Source organism: Rhizobium sp. NPDC090275 (assembly GCF_044772225.1).
Lineage (GTDB): Bacteria > Pseudomonadota > Alphaproteobacteria > Rhizobiales > Rhizobiaceae > Rhizobium.
Genome location: NZ_JBIVYL010000015.1, coordinates 1 through 15,822, shown reverse-complemented (window position 1 = coordinate 15,822; position 15,822 = coordinate 1). Strand labels below are relative to the sequence as shown.

Sequence of the window (15,822 nt, the reverse complement as noted above, 5' to 3'; positions counted from 1 at the left end):
AACGTCAGCCAGCGCCCGCAAACACACTGAATGGCGTCTCGCCGAAAGATGGCAATCCAGCAATCTTTCCGTATCCGCGACAGTTGTTTTCGCCTGCAGCCACACTGCGGAGTAGCGATTGTCCTCAACTGTCATCGCTTCCTCCGACCTATCAATCCGAGACGTTCGCGCCAAACTAGCGTTGCAACCTAGGGGCACCATCCAGGTCAGCCTTTACGTGGTCCCCGCTTCAGCACGTCCCTGATCGAGAAGCTCGAATGGATGCGTGCGACGCCAGGCAAGGTCGACAGGATATCCTTGTGGATTCGCTCGAAATCGCGCGCGCTTTCGACCTCGACCTTGAGAATGTAATCCGATCCGCCGGTCATGAGAAAACATTCCTGGATCTCGGGATATCGGCGGATGGCGGCCTCGAACCTGTTCAGATGCTCCTCAGTCTGCCGATCGAGCGTGATGTTGACGATGACTGCCAGCGCATCATCGCTATCCGAGGTGCCGATCAAGGCCGTGTAGCCCCTGATATGGCCGGATTTTTCGAGCCTCGCTATGCGTCGAAGACAGGCCGACGGCGAAAGGCCGACTTCCGCTGCGAGTGCCGTGTTGGCGATGCGCGCATTCAATCTGAGTTGCCGGACAATGTTACGATCGATCGCATCCAGGATCATGCGCAATAATTCCTCTTTTGACGCTCGATAATTTCGCAATCATTGACCGATTGCAATATTGCAATGCTGATTACCAGGAAATTGCTCGATTGTTTCGCTATCTTCATGACAACAATAAAAGGGGATCATGATGGACGCTGCCGTCGCAAATACTCTCAGTGATGACGCGTTGTCAGGCGTGCTTACCATCGATCTCGGCGCGCTCCGGGCGAATTACCGGCTCCTCGCAAATCACGTCGCGCCATCGATTTGCGGCGCTGTCGTCAAGGCAGATGCTTATGGCCTGGGTGCCGATCGCGTCGCCGCTGCTCTGGCCGCCGAGGGCTGTCGCCACTTTTTCGTGGCACACCTCATCGAAGCCAGAAACCTCAAGCGATATTTGCCAACGGATGCCAAGCTCTTTGTTCTGAACGGCTTAATGCCCGGTGGTGAGGAGTTTGCGGCCGCCAACGGGATCATCCCGGTTCTCAATTCGATGGCGCAGCTTCATAACTGGTCTCTCGCCGCGGAGCGGCGCGGCGTACCTCTTCCGGCCGTTCTTCAGTTCGATACCGGCATGTCGCGCCTTGGCCTGAGCGCGGCGGACGCATCTGTTCTCGCGGAAGATCCTACGCTGCTACGAGATATCGACGTGCAATTCATCATGAGCCACCTGGCCAGCGCGGATGAGAGCGACAGCCCGCAGAACACAGCGCAGCTTGCCGTCATGCAGGATCTCGCGGCCTCCTTTCCGCAGGCCAAGCTGTGCTTCGCCAATTCGGGCGGCATTCTCCTCAGCTCTGACTTTCATGGCGACATGGTGCGCCCGGGGATCGCGCTTTATGGCGGCGCGGCAAGCGATCGCATCGCCAATCCGATGAAATCGGTTGTGCAACTCAGTGTCCGCGTTGTCCAGACGCACACCGTGCCTGAAGGCGCACTTGTGGGTTATGCCGGTACTTACCGGGCCCCGTCGGAGATGCGGCTTGCGACGCTTGCCGCTGGCTATGCCGATGGCTTGCCGAGAAGCCTCAGCGGGCGTGGCGCCGCCTATTTCGGCGGCCAGCGCCTGCCGATCGTTGGCCGCGTGTCCATGGATAGCATGACGATCGATATTTCATCCCTTCCGGCCGATGCGCTCGGTCTTGGCAGCCTCGTGGAACTGATCGGCGCCGATCAGAGCCTTGAGGACATCGCACGCGATGCAGACACCATTTCGTATGAGATACTCACGGGCCTCGGCCAGCGCTATCATCGCCAATACATCTGATAAAAAAGCATACACAAGAGGGGCAAGCATGAAAGTCACAGTTCTCGGCGCCGGTGTCATCGGTGTCACAAGCGCCTACTATCTGGCCAAGGCGGGACACGAGGTCACCGTTATCGACCGCCAGTCCGGTCCGGCTCTCGAAACCAGCTTCGCCAATGCCGGCGAGGTGTCTTTCGGATATTGCTCTCCGTGGGCAGCGCCGGGTATTCCGCAGAAGGCGCTGAAGTGGCTGTTCATGGAGCATGCGCCGCTCGTCCTCCGTCCGAAGGTGGACTACGCGATGATCTCCTGGATGATCAGGATGCTCTCCAACTGCACCTCCGAGCGCTACGCGATCAACAAGTCGCGCATGCTGCGTCTTGCCGATTACAGCCGCCTGTCGCTGGCCGAGCTGCGCGCCGAGACCGATATCGCCTATGACGAGCGCATGCAGGGCACGCTGCAGCTCTTCCGCACGCAGGCGCAACTCGACGCATCGGCCAAGGATGTGAAGGCGCTGGCGGCTGACGGCATTCCTTACGAAGTGCTGGACCGCGAGGGCTGCATCCGCATGGAGCCGGCGTTGCGCCACGTCGGCGACAAGATCGTAGGCGGCCTGCTGACGCCCAAAGACGAGACCGGCGATTGCTTCAAGTTCACCAATGCGCTCGCCGCCAAATGCGCGTCGATGGGCGTGACATTCGACTACGGACGCCAGATCAAGGGGCTTGTGATCGAGGCTGGACAGGCCAAGGGCGTCGTCACCGACACCGGCAAGGTTGTGTCCGATGCCGTCGTCGTCGCGCTCGGCAGCTATTCGCCGCTGCTGTTGAAACCGTCAGGCATCAAGCTGCCGGTTTACCCGGTAAAGGGCTATTCGCTGACCATCCCGATCACCGATGCGTCGCGCGCACCTGAGTCCACGGTCATGGACGAGACCTACAAAATCGCCATCACGCGCCTCGGCGACCGTATCCGCGTCGGCGGCATGGCGGAGATTTCCGGCTACACGAACGACCTCGGCCCCGCGCGCCGCAGAACCCTGGAGCATTCGGTCAGCGATCTCTTCCCCGGTGGCGATCTGAAGGCGGCCAATTATTGGTCGGGGCTGCGGCCAATGACGCCGGATGGCACTCCCGTCATCGGTGCGACCAACATCCGCAATCTCTTCCTCAACACCGGCCACGGCACACTCGGCTGGACCATGAGCACTGGCTCCGCACGGGTGCTGACAGATGTTGTTAGTGGCCGAAAGGCGGATATCGACGTCAGCGACCTGTCGCTCGCCCGCTACGGCCGATAGAGGGCGGAATCGCCGGACGATAATGCTGGGTCCGGGTAGCAACCCGGGTCCAGCACCGCGGTTGAGCCGCGCCGCAACGATTGGTCTGAAGCGGCCATGCGTGCGGCAACTTCGTTGCCCGCTGCCGATAAACATCGCAACAATTTGCCATCGCTTTCAACGAAGAGCGCGCATAGACTTTGCATTGTCTTGATTGCCTAAAGTGCCGCTGGAGGTTGATGCGGCGAAGTGCAATCCACGAGATGATGCATGGGAGGAGAACCGTGCAGCTTGACGATGTTTGTTCTTCCCGGTCGCGGGAGGGGAAAGTTTGTCATGCCCTACGGTAGATCCCGATGCCGGCTTCGAGGAGGAGGTCGCGATGACGATGCAGGATCTGATTGTGATCACAGGCGCTGCCCGCACGCCGATCGGTGGCTTTCAGGGAGCTTTCTCGTCCCTGCCCGCACCGCAACTAGGCGCATCGGCGATAGCAGCGGCGCTCTCGCAAAGTGACGTCCCAGCTGAGAGTGTCGACGAGGCCATCATGGGCTGCGTGCTCGCCGCCGGCCAGGGTCAAGCTCCGGCCCGACAGGCCGCGATTGGCGCTGGCCTCCCCTTCTCTGCCGCCGCCAGCACCGTCAACAAGATGTGTGGCTCCGGCATGAAGGCCGTCATGATCGGCCATGATCTGCTCGCCGCCGGCAGCGCCTCGGTGGTGATCGCGGGCGGCATGGAAAGCATGACGAATGCGCCCTATCTGCTTGATCGTGCTCGCGGCGGCTACCGGCTCGGCCATGGGCGCGTGGTCGATCATATGTTCCTCGATGGCCTCGAGGATGCCTATGACAAGGGGCGCTTGATGGGGACATTCGCGGAAGACTGTGCCGAAGCCTACCAATTCACGCGCGAGGCGCAGGACGCCTATGCCATCACATCCCTCACCCGAGCTCAGAAGACGATAGAAGCTGGCTATTTCGATCGTGAGATCGTGCCGGTATCGGTGATATCAGGCAAAAGCGAAGCGACCATCCGTGAGGACGAGCAGCCCGGCAAGGCCAGCATCGACAAGATCCCCAGGCTGAAGCCGGCATTCCGCGAAGGCGGCACCGTGACGGCCGCCAATGCGAGCTCGATTTCCGACGGAGCCGCCGCGCTGGTGCTGATGCGACGCTCGCGGGCCGACCAACACGATGTGGCACCCCGCGCGACAATTGTCGGGCATGCCACGCATTCGCAGACACCCAACGAATTCGCGACGGCGCCGATTGGCGCCTTGAGAAAGCTCTCCGAGCGCACGGGATGGCCGCTATCGAGCGTTGACCTGTTTGAAATCAACGAAGCCTTCGCCGTCGTGCCGATGGCCGCCATGCGCGACCTCGATATCCCCCACGACAAGGTCAACGTCCACGGCGGCGCTTGCGCGCTCGGCCATCCGATCGGTGCGTCCGGTGCCCGTGTCATCGTCACGCTGCTGGCGGCGCTGGAGCGATACGGGCTGAAGCGCGGGATGGCAGCGCTCTGTATCGGTGGCGGCGAAGCGACCGCCATCGCCATCGAGCGGCAGTGAGCGGAAAAGGAGGCGCGCTGATGATCTTGTCCGACACGCAGCAGCAAATCCGGGACCTCGCGCGAGATTTCGCACGCGAACGACTGGCGCCGGGCGCCGCCGAGCGGGACCGCGCCCACAGCTTCCCACGCGACGAACTGAAGGAAATGGGCGAACTCGGCCTTCTCGGTATGCTAGTGCCGGAGGCCTATGGCGGCTCCGACACGGGGACGGTCGCTTACGCTGCGGCACTCGAAGAGATCGCCGCCGGGGATGGCCCCTGCTCGACGATCATGAGCGTCCATAGCTCCGTCGGCTGCGTGCCCATCCTCAAATTTGGAAACGAGGAGCAGAAACAGCGTTTTCTGCCGATGCTCGCCACCGGCGAATGGATCGGCGGCTTTGCGCTGACGGAGCCGCAGGCGGGCTCCGATGCATCCAATCTGCGCACCCGTGCGCGACGTGACGGCGATCACTACGTGCTTGATGGCGCCAAGCAGTTCATCACCTCGGGCAAGAACGGACAGGTGATCATCGTCTTCGCGGTAACAGACGCGACGGCCGGCAAGAAGGGCATAACCGCCTTCATCGTGCCGACGGACACGCCGGGATACGAAGTCATTCGCGTCGAGCACAAGTTGGGCCTGCATGCCTCCGACACTTGCCAGATCGCCTTTAACGACATGCGCGTTGCCGCGGATCTTCGCCTCGGCGAGGAAGGCGATGGCTACAGGATCGCGCTTGCCAATCTGGAAGGCGGCCGGATCGGGATCGCGGCGCAGGCGGTCGGCATGGCGCGCGCGGCTTATGAGGCAGCGCGCGACTACGCCCGCGAGCGAACGGCTTTCGGCAAGCCGATCATCGAGCATCAGGCGGTCGCCTTCCGGCTCGCCGACATGGCTACGCAGATCGAGGCGGCGCGGCAGCTGGTGTTTCATGCGGCAAGCCTGCGCGAGGCGGGTCTGCCATGCCTTTCCGAGGCGTCGATGGCCAAGCTCTTTTCCTCGGAAATGGCCGAGCGCGTCTGTTCCGATGCGATCCAGATCCACGGCGGCTACGGCTACATGAGCGATTATCCCGTCGAGCGCATCTATCGGGATGTCCGTATCTGCCAGATCTACGAGGGAACGAGTGACGTGCAGCGCATGGTGATCGCCCGCAATCTATAGGGAATACGCCGCGTCGATCCTGAGGAGAGGGTCGATGCGAGCGGAGGAGGAACACAGGAAATGCCAGACAGTCAACGACTGAGCCTCTACGTCCCCGAACCCGCCGTCCGCCCTGGCGGTTTACCCGATTTCTCCAACGTCAAGATCGCCAAGGCCGGCGCCGTGCCGCGCCCGGCGGTGGATGTCGCGTCCGAAGACATCCGCGATCTCGCTTACTCGATCATCCGCGTGCTGAACCAGGAGGGCGAGGCCGTCGGACCCTGGGCGGGTTTGCTCTCGGACGAGGCGCTTCTAACCGGGCTGCGAAACATGATGAAGCTGCGCGCCTTCGATGCACGCATGCTGATGGCGCAGCGCCAGGGCAAGACATCCTTTTACATGCAGCATCTTGGCGAAGAGGCGGTCAGTTGCGCCGTGCGCAAGGCGCTGAACAAGGGGGACATGAATTTCCCGACCTATCGGCAGGCCGGCCTCCTGATCGCCGACGACTATCCGATGGTCGAGATGATGAACCAGATCTTCTCCAACGAGAACGATCCGCTGCGCGGGCGGCAGTTGCCGATCATGTATTCCTCGAAGGAGCACGGCTTCTTCACTATCTCGGGCAACCTCGCCACCCAGTATGTCCAGGCCGTCGGCTGGGCGATGGCGTCAGCGATCAAGAACGATACACGTATCGCCGCCGCCTGGATCGGCGACGGTTCGACCGCCGAATCCGATTTTCACTCGGCCCTCGTCTTTGCCTCGACCTACAGGGCGCCGGTGATCTTGAACATCGTCAACAATCAGTGGGCGATCTCCACCTTCCAGGGCATTGCACGCGGCGGTTCCGGCACGTTTGCCGCTCGCGGGCTAGGCTTCGGAATCCCGGCGCTGCGCGTCGATGGCAACGACTATCTGGCGGTCTACGCGGTGGCGCGCTGGGCAGCGGAACGGGCGCGGCGCAATCTTGGGCCGACGCTGATCGAATATGTCACCTATCGCGTCGGCGCCCACTCGACCTCCGACGATCCGAGCGCCTATCGGCCGAAAACCGAATCCGACGCATGGCCGCTCGGAGATCCCGTGCTGCGGCTGAAGAAGCATCTGATCCTCAAGGGTGTCTGGTCCGAGGAGCGCCACGTGCAGGCCGAGGCCGAGATCCTCGACGAGGTCATCGATGCGCAAAAGCGCGCCGAGGAACACGGAACGCTGCATGCCGGCGGCAAGCCTTCGGTGCGCGATATTTTCGAGGGCGTCTACGCCGAGATGCCGCCGCACATCCGCCGTCAGCGGCAGAAAGCGGGGTATTGATATGGCGCGCATGACCATGATCGAGGCGGTGCGCAGCGCCATGGATATCTCGATGGCTCGGGACGAGGACGTCGTCGTGTTCGGCGAGGATGTCGGCTATTTCGGCGGCGTGTTCCGCTGCACGCAGGGGCTTCAGTCGAAATACGGCAAGACCCGCTGTTTCGACACGCCGATCAGCGAATCCGGTATCGTCGGCACGGCGATCGGCATGGCGGCCTATGGGCTGAAACCCTGCGTCGAGATCCAGTTCGCCGATTACATGTATCCGGCCTATGACCAGATCACCCAGGAGGCGGCGCGCATTCGCTATCGCTCGAATGGCGATTTCACATGCCCGATCGTGCTCAGGATGCCGACGGGTGGTGGGATATTCGGCGGGCAGACGCATAGTCAAAGCCCGGAAGCGCTGTTCACCCACGTCTGCGGCCTCAAGGTGGTCGTTCCCTCCAACCCCTATGACGCCAAGGGGCTGCTCATCGCCGCGATCGAGGATCCTGATCCGGTGATGTTTCTCGAACCCAAGCGGCTCTACAACGGCCCATTCGATGGCCACCACGAGCGTCCGGTCACGCCATGGTCGAAACACGAACTCGGCGAAGTGCCCGAAGACCACTATGCGATCCCGATCGGCAAGGCTGAAATCCGCCGCGCCGGAAGCGGGGTCACGGTCATTGCCTATGGAACAATGGTGCATGTGGCGCTCGCAGCCGTCGAGGATACCGGCGTCGATGCCGAAGTGATCGATCTGCGCAGCCTGCTGCCGCTCGACCTCGATACCATCGTGCAATCCGTGTCGAAGACCGGCCGCTGCGCCGTGGTTCATGAGGCAACGCTGACGTCGGGCTTCGGGGCCGAGATCGTGGCGCTGATCCAGGAACATTGCTTCTACTATCTGGAGGCGCCGATCGTGCGGGTCGCGGGCTGGGATACGCCCTATCCGCATGCGCAGGAGTGGGACTATTTCCCCGGCCCCGCGCGCGTTGGACGGGCGCTTGCCGAAGTCATGGAGGCGTGACGATGGGAGAGTTCACGATCAAGATGCCTGATGTCGGAGAAGGCGTGGCCGAGGCAGAGCTGGTGGAGTGGCATGTGAAGGCCGGCGATCCGGTTCGCGAGGACATGGTGATCGCGGCTGTGATGACCGACAAGGCAACCGTCGAGATCCCGTCGCCGGTGAGCGGCACGGTGACCTGGCTCGGCGCCGAAGTGGGAGACACCGTGGCCGTAAAGGCGCCGCTGGTGAGGATTGAGACAGCGGGCGGGGATCATGCGCCAGCGCCCACCCGGCCCGCGCCCTTGGCGACAGAGAAGCCATCCGCCGCAGCCAACGAAAGCGAAGCGCCTGCTCAGCCGCAACCAACGCAAGCCAAGCAAGCGCTGTCCCAGCCGACAAGCAGCGGACCGCAGGAGAAGCCGCTGGCATCGCCTTCCGTCCGCCTCTTCGCTCGTGAAAGCGGGGTCGACCTCAGGCAAGTGCCACCAAACCGTCCGGACGGACGCATTCTACGCGAAGATATCGAACAGTATCTCGCGCGCGGTGCGTCTCCGCTTGCCGCCCCTGCCCCGTTCCCCCGGAATACCACGACCGAAGAGGTCAAACTGACCGGCATGCGGCGGCGGATCGCCGAGAAGATGTCGCTGTCCACCTCGCGCATCCCGCATATCACCTATGTCGAGGAAATCGACATGACGGCGCTCGAGGATCTGCGGGCGACGATGAACCGGGACCGCAAGCCGGAGCATCCGAAGCTGACGATCCTTCCCTTCCTGATGCGGGCGATCGTCAAGGCCGTCGCCGACCAGCCGGATATAAACGCCACCTTCAACGACGATGCCGGCATCCTCACCCGCTCCGGTGGCGTCCACATTGGTATCGCGGCCCAGACGCAGGCGGGCCTCGTCGTGCCGGTCGTTCGCCACGCCGAGGCCCGCACGATCTGGGACTGCGCCGGCGAGATGGCGCGCTTGGCGGAGGCGGCACGCAGTGGGACCGCGACGCGTGACGAACTGACGGGCTCGACCATCACCATCAGCTCGCTGGGCGGGCTTGGGGGGATCGTCTCGACGCCCGTCATCAACCATCCTGAAGTCACGATCATCGGCGTCAACAAGATCGCCACCCGCCCCGCTTGGGATGGCGCTCAATTCGTGCCGCGCAAGATGATGAACCTCTCCTCCAGCTTCGACCATCGCATCATCGACGGCTGGGATGCGGCGACCTTCATCCAGCGCATCCGCGTGCTGCTTGAAACGCCGGCGCTGATTTTCATCGAAGGCTGAGGGTCATGAAAGAGATCATCTGCAAATTGCTGGTCATCGGCGCTGGGCCCGGCGGTTACGTCTGCGCAATCCGCGCGGGTCAGCTGGGCATCGACACCGTGATCGTCGAAATGGAAAAGCCGGGCGGGACATGCCTCAATATCGGCTGCATTCCTTCCAAGGCGATCATCCATGCCGCCGACGAATTCGACGCCGCGCGCCGTATGGCGAGCGGCCGAGACCCGCTTGGCATTCGTGCCGAGGGCGTGGCGATCGATCTCGCCAGGACGATCGCCTGGAAAGACGGGATTGTCGGCCGTCTCACTGGGGGCGTTGCTGCCTTGTTGCAGAAGGCAAGAGTGAAGCAGGTCCATGGCCGGGCGCGGTTCCGCGATGGGAAGACAGTCGAGGTCGAGACGGAGACCGGCGCACAGCTCATCCGCGCGGAGAATATAGTGATCGCGACGGGCTCCGAGCCGGTCGAGCTGCCGGGGCTTCCATTCGGTGGACGGGTGATCTCCTCCACGGAAGCGCTGGCGCTGCAGAGCGTGCCGGAAAGACTGGTGGTCGTCGGCGCCGGCTATATTGGCCTGGAACTCGGGACGGCCTTCGCCAAGCTTGGCTCTTCGGTCACCATCGTCGAGGCGACGGGCCAGATACTGCCGCAATACGACGCCGAGCTCGTCCGGCCTGTTGCGAAGGCGCTGAAGGAGCGCGGCATCGAGCTTCATCTGGCGGCCAAGGCAAAGGCGCTTTCGGATGCCGGGGAAAGCTTGATCATCGAGCAGGCCGATGGCCGGGAGATCAAGCTGCCTGCTGACAGGATACTCGTGACCGTCGGGCGCAGGCCACGAACAACAGGCGTGGGACTGGAGGAGCTCGATCTCGATCGCGCCGGGCCGTATCTACGCATTGACGACCGGTGCCGCACCTCGATGCGCGGTGTTTACGCCATCGGCGACATCACTGGAGAACCTATGCTCGCGCACCGGGCGATGGCGCAGGGCGAGATAGTCGCCGAGATCATCGCCGGCCGGCCGCGAAGCTGGGACAAGCGCTGCATTCCCGCCGTCTGCTTCACGGACCCGGAGATCGTCAGCGCCGGCTTGTCGCCCGAGGAGGCCCGTGCGCAGGGCTACGAGATCAGGGTGGGCCAGTTCCCCTTCTCGGCCAACGGCCGCGCCATGACCATGCAGTCCGAGGATGGCTTCGTGCGTGTGGTGGCGCGCGCCGACACCAATCTCGTGCTCGGCCTGCAGGCAGTTGGTCGCGGTGTCTCCGAATTGTCGGCGGCGTTTGCGCTGGCGATCGAGATGTGCGTTCGCCTCGAGGATATCGCCGGCACGATCCACGCCCATCCGACACGCAGCGAGGCGGTTCAGGAGGCGGCGCTGAAGGCGCTTGGCCACGCACTGCATATGTGAGGCGCGACACGGCGGAAATTCGAGCCCGACTGCCTGTGTCTAAGACCGCCGTTCGTCGAGCACGGTCTCGGCTTCATCGCGGCTCATGCCGAGAACCGAGCGTCCCAATTCGAAACCGAAGCCGTTGCGGGCGAAGGCGGACATTTCCTTGTTGTAGCGCTTCTCGTCGGCCTCCGCGCGCCGGAAGGGGCCGAAGCCGCGTTTGCGGGCGAAGTTGATCGCGGCCACGAGGTCGTCGCTCTCCTCGAGCGCGATGACGGCGGTCTCGCGGTCGATACCCTTGATCGCGAGCTTCTGCGCCATGATCCGTTTTGATCGGCCGCTGCGCACGCCGGATCGCACGCTGATCTCGGCGTAGGCGACATCGTTCAATCCGCCCTGCTCATGGCCGAACTTGACCGCGAGATCGGCGAGCGCCTTGACCTGAGCTTCGGATATGTCCTCGAATTTTTGTCTGGCCTTGCGCGAGATCGCGTCGGCCAGCTGCTTCTCGGTCATCATCTGCCGGCCGAGACGGTAGATGGTCGAGTTTCGCGCCCAGCTTTGCATGCGGCTGGTCGGCATATCGGATTGCGTGTCTTCGTCGGCCATGGCGTTCCGGATCGCGTCCAGAATCGCCTGGAGCAGCTCGTATCAGCCAGTTAAAGCCATCAAGCCGGGATTTCCAGCACTCTCCCGCTCGAAGCCGCCTCAAACAGCAATCGAGGCCGCTACCGGGAAGCAGCCGCCTCGAGCCTGCGCGTGGCTGGCGTCGGTTGGTCGATCCGACTTCGAATAACCTTGAGCTTGGATCTATTTGCAGTGGCCGGACGAGCAATGCACCGCCTTGTCAGCCCCCTCGGCTGAGAACGAGATCGTCTCGAACACAACGGACCGAATGGTTGTGACCTATCTCGCGCAAAGGAGGAACAGCCGTTGCGCATTCGGGAAGCGCATAACGACAGCGACCGCGAAATGCACAGCCGGAAGGTGGAGCCAAGGGGCTTGGCACATCACCTCGTAGAATGATCCGCTCGCGCCGGACGTCGGGATCCACACCAGGTACCGCCGAGAAGAGCGCCTCGGTGTAGGGATGGCGTGGGCTGCGATACAATGTCCTCGTCGGCGCGATTTCAACGATGCGTCCCAGATACATCACCGCAACGCGATCACAAAGATGGCCTACCACCGCCAGATCATGGCTGATGAACAGCATGGTAAGGTCGAGCTTCTTTCTCACCTCGATCAACAAATTGACTATTTGCGCCTGGATCGAAACGTCGAGGGCCGAGACAGGCTCATCGGCCACAAGTAGGCTTGGCTCCATGATCAATGCCCGCGCAATCCCGACGCGCTGCCGCTGACCGCCCGAAAACTCATGCGGATACCGGTCAGCGTGTTGGGGAGAAAGTCCTACCGTCCGCAAAGCCTCGAGAATCCGACGTTCACGCTCCTTCGCATCGATGTCCGGGCGTTGAATCACAAGTGGTGCACCCACGATTTGGCGTAGCGTCATTCGCGGATTGAGGGAAGAAAACGGATCCTGAAAGACAAGCTGCATTCGAGGCCTCATTGGCCGAAGAGCCCGACGTCCGAGGTGGGTAAGATCCATGCCGTCGAACAGAATCTGTCCGTTCGTCGGCTCCGTCATCCGAAGTATGGCCCGACCAAGTGTGCTTTTTCCTGAACCGGATTCGCCGACCAGCCCCAGGACTTCGCCGCGTTCGATCGACAACGACACATCTTCGACGGCATGCACCACTTGTGCCTTGCGCAACAGTGTCCTGCCGGTGCGGAACCACTGATTCAGCCCTGCCACTTGGACCAGAGGAGTTGGGCGCTCGCCGGCCGGGGGAGTTGATACCTGCTTCATTACAAGACCTCGTCGATAATGTGCCAGCGTCGGCAACGAACATGGCGGTGGCCGGGAGCCTCTTCGAGGAGCGGGAAACCGGCCTCACAAGCCGGCTCCGCGAACGAACAGCGAGGGGCGAAGGCACAGCCTGGCGGCGGCCGCAAAGGATCTGGCACGCTTCCCGGAATGGCCTCCAGCGGTTCAAGGCCCATCGCATCGGGGTCGATGGTCGGTACGGATCGCAAAAGACCGCGGGTATATGGCATAAGCGGTCGCTTCAGAACCGAAGCCACATCTCCCTCTTCGACGATCGCTCCCGCATACATCACCATCACCCGATCCGCGATCTCAGCAACGACGCCCAGATTATGCGTGACGAAGATCACCGCCATGCCAGTGGCTTTCTGCAAGCTTTTCAACAGCTCCAGTATCTGCGCCTGGACGGTCACGTCGAGTGCCGTCGTCGGTTCGTCTGCGATAAGGACCCGAGGATTGCAGGCGAGCGCCATCGCGATCATCACTCGCTGCCGCATTCCACCGGACAGGTGATGAGGATAAGCGGATAGCCGGCTGCGCACATCCGAAATACCGACCTGATTGAGCAGCTCTGCTGCCTGCGCCAGTGCGGCCCGCTTGCCTAGCCGCTGGTGAAATATCAGAGCTTCGGCAATCTGATCGCCAATCCTGTGGACGGGATTGAGCGAAGTCATCGGTTCCTGAAAGACCATAGAGATCTCATTGCCGCGAACTTTCCGCATCGATTCGGGATCAAGCTCGAGCAAGTTTCGCGAACGCCCGTCCCGGCCGGTGAAACGAGCACTCCCGCCGATCTTAACCCTTGGCGGCGGCGCGGTGAGCTGCATCAGTGCCAAGCTGGTGACGCTTTTGCCCGAACCTGACTCTCCGACAAGAGCCAACGTTTCACCGGCCTCTAAGCTGAACGAAACATCGCGCACGGCCCGGACCGGACCGTTTTGAGTGGCGAACGTGACAGATAAGTTTTCCACGGCCAGAACAGTTTCGGCGCGTGGTACCGCGGCACTACCTTTAATCGACGTTGCGCCAGCGCTCCGCAGCGGAGCAAAAGTCTCTTGCATCGCTAACTCCTACTCAATTGGGTTCAAGACGTGCATCGAGCGCATCGCGTAAGCCGTCGCCGACGAAATTGAAGCTCGCGACGGACAGCGTGATCATGAGACCGGGGAAAATGGCGAGCCAAGGCGCAGAGCCGAGATACTGCTGCGCATTGTTGAGCATGTTGCCCCAGCTCGCGTTTGGGGGCTGGATGCCATATCCAAGGAAGCTGACGTAAGCTTCTGCCAAAATGGCCCGCGCAACGGTAAGTGTTGCGGCAACGATGATCGGCCCGTTCGCATTCGGCAGTAGTTCGCGGAACATGACGTAGCGCCCCGACGCGCCAAGCATCTCGGCCGCCTGGATAAAGTCACGTTCGCGCAACGAACGAACCTGCCCCTCCACAACGCGGGCGACTTCCATCCAGCTTGCCGCAGCAATGATCAGTGTGATGATGACGACATTCGTCTGGGTAAAGGCCGCCAGAACGAGAAGCAGGAAGATCTGCGGAAAGCACAACATGGCATCGACAAATCGCATCAATGCCACCCGAACGATTCCGCCATAGTAGCCAGCCACCACTCCGATCAGTGTGCCGAAGGCCATACTAACGGCCATCGCCGCAAAGCCGATGGTCAGCGAGACGCGGCCTGCCATTAACAAGCGCACAAGGAGATCGCGACCCAACTGATCGGTACCAAACAGATGGCCGCCCAAAAGAGGCTCCGCAAATCTGTGTCGCATATCTATTTGCAAGGGGTTGAAGGGGATAAGCCATGGACCAATGACGCTCGCGAGCACCATTATCGCGATGACGCCCGCACCGAGCAGAGCAACCCGCCGCGGCCGCGCTTTCCGCCGCCCATGATGGCTTCATGCTGGCTACTTCCGAAGCTGCATCGACCTCACGTGACGATCGCAAACTTGCATTCACTTTCCGCCGCCATGGAACGATCGTGCACGCAAGCGATCCCCCGAGGAAGTCGCTTTGTTGGAGGCCGGCTGCTTGGGTGCGGTGGTGAGCCATTAGAATTGGCACGAGATAAACAAAAGAAGGGATGAAGATGACCATCAAACGCTTCGAGCCGCATGATAAGCGCTTGAGTCACGTTCTCGTAAACAACGGAATTGTCTATGTAACTGGTCAAGTTGCGAGCGATCGCACGCAGTCCATACGGGATTGATCTCGCCGTGCCGAAGCGTGCCATTGGAACATCGAATTCCGCGGCGTGGTCCGCCAAGAGTGCTCCCGCCCCGCCTGATGAACTGAGAATGCTGATACCGCCAACATCCTCGTTACGGGCAAGAACGTCATGCCCCGTGTAGCCGCCCTGCTCGACGTCGCACAGATCTCGGAAATTGTCGAAGTCGTGTCATGCGACACATTCAAGCGTCCGATCTATGCCGGCAATGCCATCCAGACGGTGCAGTCGATCGACACCAAGAGAGTTATTACCGTGAGAACTGCAGCCTTCGCCCCTGCCGAAGGAAGCGGATCGACCGCTGCTGTTGAAAGCGTCGCAGCAGCGGTCGATGGCCAACTTTCGATGTTCGTAAGCAACGAGATCTCGGCCTCTGACCGACCGGAACTGACCTCCGCCAAGATCATCATCTCCGGCGGCCGCGCACTCGGTTCGTCCGAGAAGTTCAAGGAAGTCATTTTGCCGGTTGCCGACAAACTCGGCGCTGCCGTGGGTGCCTCGCGCGCGGCCGTCGATGCCGGCTACGCGCCGAACGACTGGCAGGTCGGCCAGACCGGAAAGGTGGTCGCGCCCGATCTCTACATCGCCTGCGGCATTTCGGGCGCGATCCAGCATCTGGCCGGCATGAAGGATAGCAAGGTCATCGTCGCCATCAACAAGGACGAGGAGGCTCCGATCTTCCAGGTCGCCGACTACGGCCTCGTCGCTGATCTTTTCGATGCCCTGCCGGAGTTCCAGAAGGCGATCTGATGACCGACGCGACTGAACTGCCCGAACGCGAGAGCATGGAATTCGACGTCGTGATTGTCGGCGGCGGTCCTGCCGGCCTTTCGGCTGCGATCA

12 protein-coding genes and 2 pseudogenes are annotated in these 15,822 nt (G+C 61.8%); 9 read left to right on the top strand and 5 right to left on the bottom strand.

Features of this window, described 5'->3' with window-relative positions:
• Positions 1–206 precede the first annotated feature (206 nt).
• Positions 207–665, bottom strand: a complete 459-nt coding sequence (locus ACIQUB_RS28270; protein ID WP_018901300.1) for an Lrp/AsnC family transcriptional regulator — start codon at positions 663–665, stop codon at positions 207–209.
• Positions 666–795: 130 nt separating this feature from the next.
• Between ACIQUB_RS28270 and alr the strand changes: the two genes are divergently transcribed.
• The 8 genes from alr to lpdA all read left to right on the top strand — a co-directional run bounded on the left by alr (position 796) and on the right by lpdA (position 10,869).
• Positions 796–1,914: an alanine racemase gene (gene alr, locus ACIQUB_RS28265; protein ID WP_402934393.1), complete on the top strand. Its 1,119-nt coding sequence runs from the start codon at positions 796–798 to the stop codon at positions 1,912–1,914.
• The gene (locus tag ACIQUB_RS28260; RefSeq protein WP_402934390.1) at positions 1,847–3,196 is read left to right on the top strand and encodes a D-amino acid dehydrogenase; all 1,350 of its coding nucleotides are present in this window, start codon (positions 1,847–1,849) and stop codon (positions 3,194–3,196) included. The genes alr and ACIQUB_RS28260 overlap by 68 nt, the downstream gene beginning before the upstream one ends.
• A gap of 361 nt (positions 3,197–3,557) precedes the next feature.
• On the top strand, positions 3,558–4,745 hold the full coding sequence (locus tag ACIQUB_RS28255; RefSeq protein ID WP_402934387.1) for an acetyl-CoA C-acyltransferase: 1,188 nt from the start codon (positions 3,558–3,560) through the stop codon (positions 4,743–4,745).
• Positions 4,746–4,765: 20 nt separating this feature from the next.
• Positions 4,766–5,893, top strand: coding sequence for an acyl-CoA dehydrogenase family protein (locus ACIQUB_RS28250; RefSeq protein WP_402934384.1), 1,128 nt, complete (start codon positions 4,766–4,768; stop codon positions 5,891–5,893).
• 60 nt (positions 5,894–5,953) lie between these two features.
• Positions 5,954–7,186 carry a thiamine pyrophosphate-dependent enzyme gene (locus ACIQUB_RS28245; RefSeq protein ID WP_402934381.1) on the top strand — a complete coding sequence of 411 codons (1,233 nt, stop codon included), beginning with the start codon at positions 5,954–5,956 and terminating at the stop codon, positions 7,184–7,186.
• A 1-nt stretch (position 7,187) separates the two neighbouring features.
• Positions 7,188–8,201: an alpha-ketoacid dehydrogenase subunit beta gene (locus ACIQUB_RS28240; RefSeq protein ID WP_402934378.1), complete on the top strand. Its 1,014-nt coding sequence runs from the start codon at positions 7,188–7,190 to the stop codon at positions 8,199–8,201.
• A gap of 2 nt (positions 8,202–8,203) precedes the next feature.
• Positions 8,204–9,466 (top strand): dihydrolipoamide acetyltransferase family protein, encoded by a 1,263-nt coding sequence (locus ACIQUB_RS28235; RefSeq protein WP_402934375.1) that lies wholly within the window; start codon positions 8,204–8,206, stop codon positions 9,464–9,466.
• Positions 9,467–9,471: 5 nt separating this feature from the next.
• A complete protein-coding gene (gene lpdA / locus ACIQUB_RS28230) occupies positions 9,472–10,869 on the top strand; it encodes a dihydrolipoyl dehydrogenase (RefSeq protein ID WP_402934372.1) in 1,398 nt (465 codons plus the stop codon).
• A gap of 39 nt (positions 10,870–10,908) precedes the next feature.
• On the opposite strand, the gene recX is transcribed toward lpdA, so the two are convergent.
• The 4 genes and pseudogenes from recX to ACIQUB_RS28210 form a co-directional block, all read right to left on the bottom strand.
• Positions 10,909–11,460, bottom strand: a complete 552-nt coding sequence (recX, locus tag ACIQUB_RS28225) for a recombination regulator RecX (RefSeq protein WP_402934369.1) — start codon at positions 11,458–11,460, stop codon at positions 10,909–10,911.
• A 238-nt stretch (positions 11,461–11,698) separates the two neighbouring features.
• Positions 11,699–12,721: an ABC transporter ATP-binding protein gene (locus ACIQUB_RS28220; protein ID WP_402934366.1), complete on the bottom strand. Its 1,023-nt coding sequence runs from the start codon at positions 12,719–12,721 to the stop codon at positions 11,699–11,701.
• Entirely contained in the window at positions 12,721–13,800 is a 1,080-nt protein-coding gene (locus ACIQUB_RS28215) for an ABC transporter ATP-binding protein (RefSeq protein WP_402934364.1), read from the bottom strand. Before ACIQUB_RS28215 ends, ACIQUB_RS28220 begins: the two co-directional genes overlap by 1 nt.
• 13 nt (positions 13,801–13,813) lie before the next feature.
• Positions 13,814–14,617: pseudogene (locus ACIQUB_RS28210) on the bottom strand (ABC transporter permease); the annotation flags it as partial.
• 461 nt (positions 14,618–15,078) lie between these two features.
• Here ACIQUB_RS28210 and ACIQUB_RS28205 point away from each other — a divergent pair.
• Positions 15,079–15,729: pseudogene (locus tag ACIQUB_RS28205) on the top strand (electron transfer flavoprotein subunit alpha/FixB family protein); the annotation flags it as partial.
• Between the last annotated feature and the right edge of the window lie 93 nt (positions 15,730–15,822).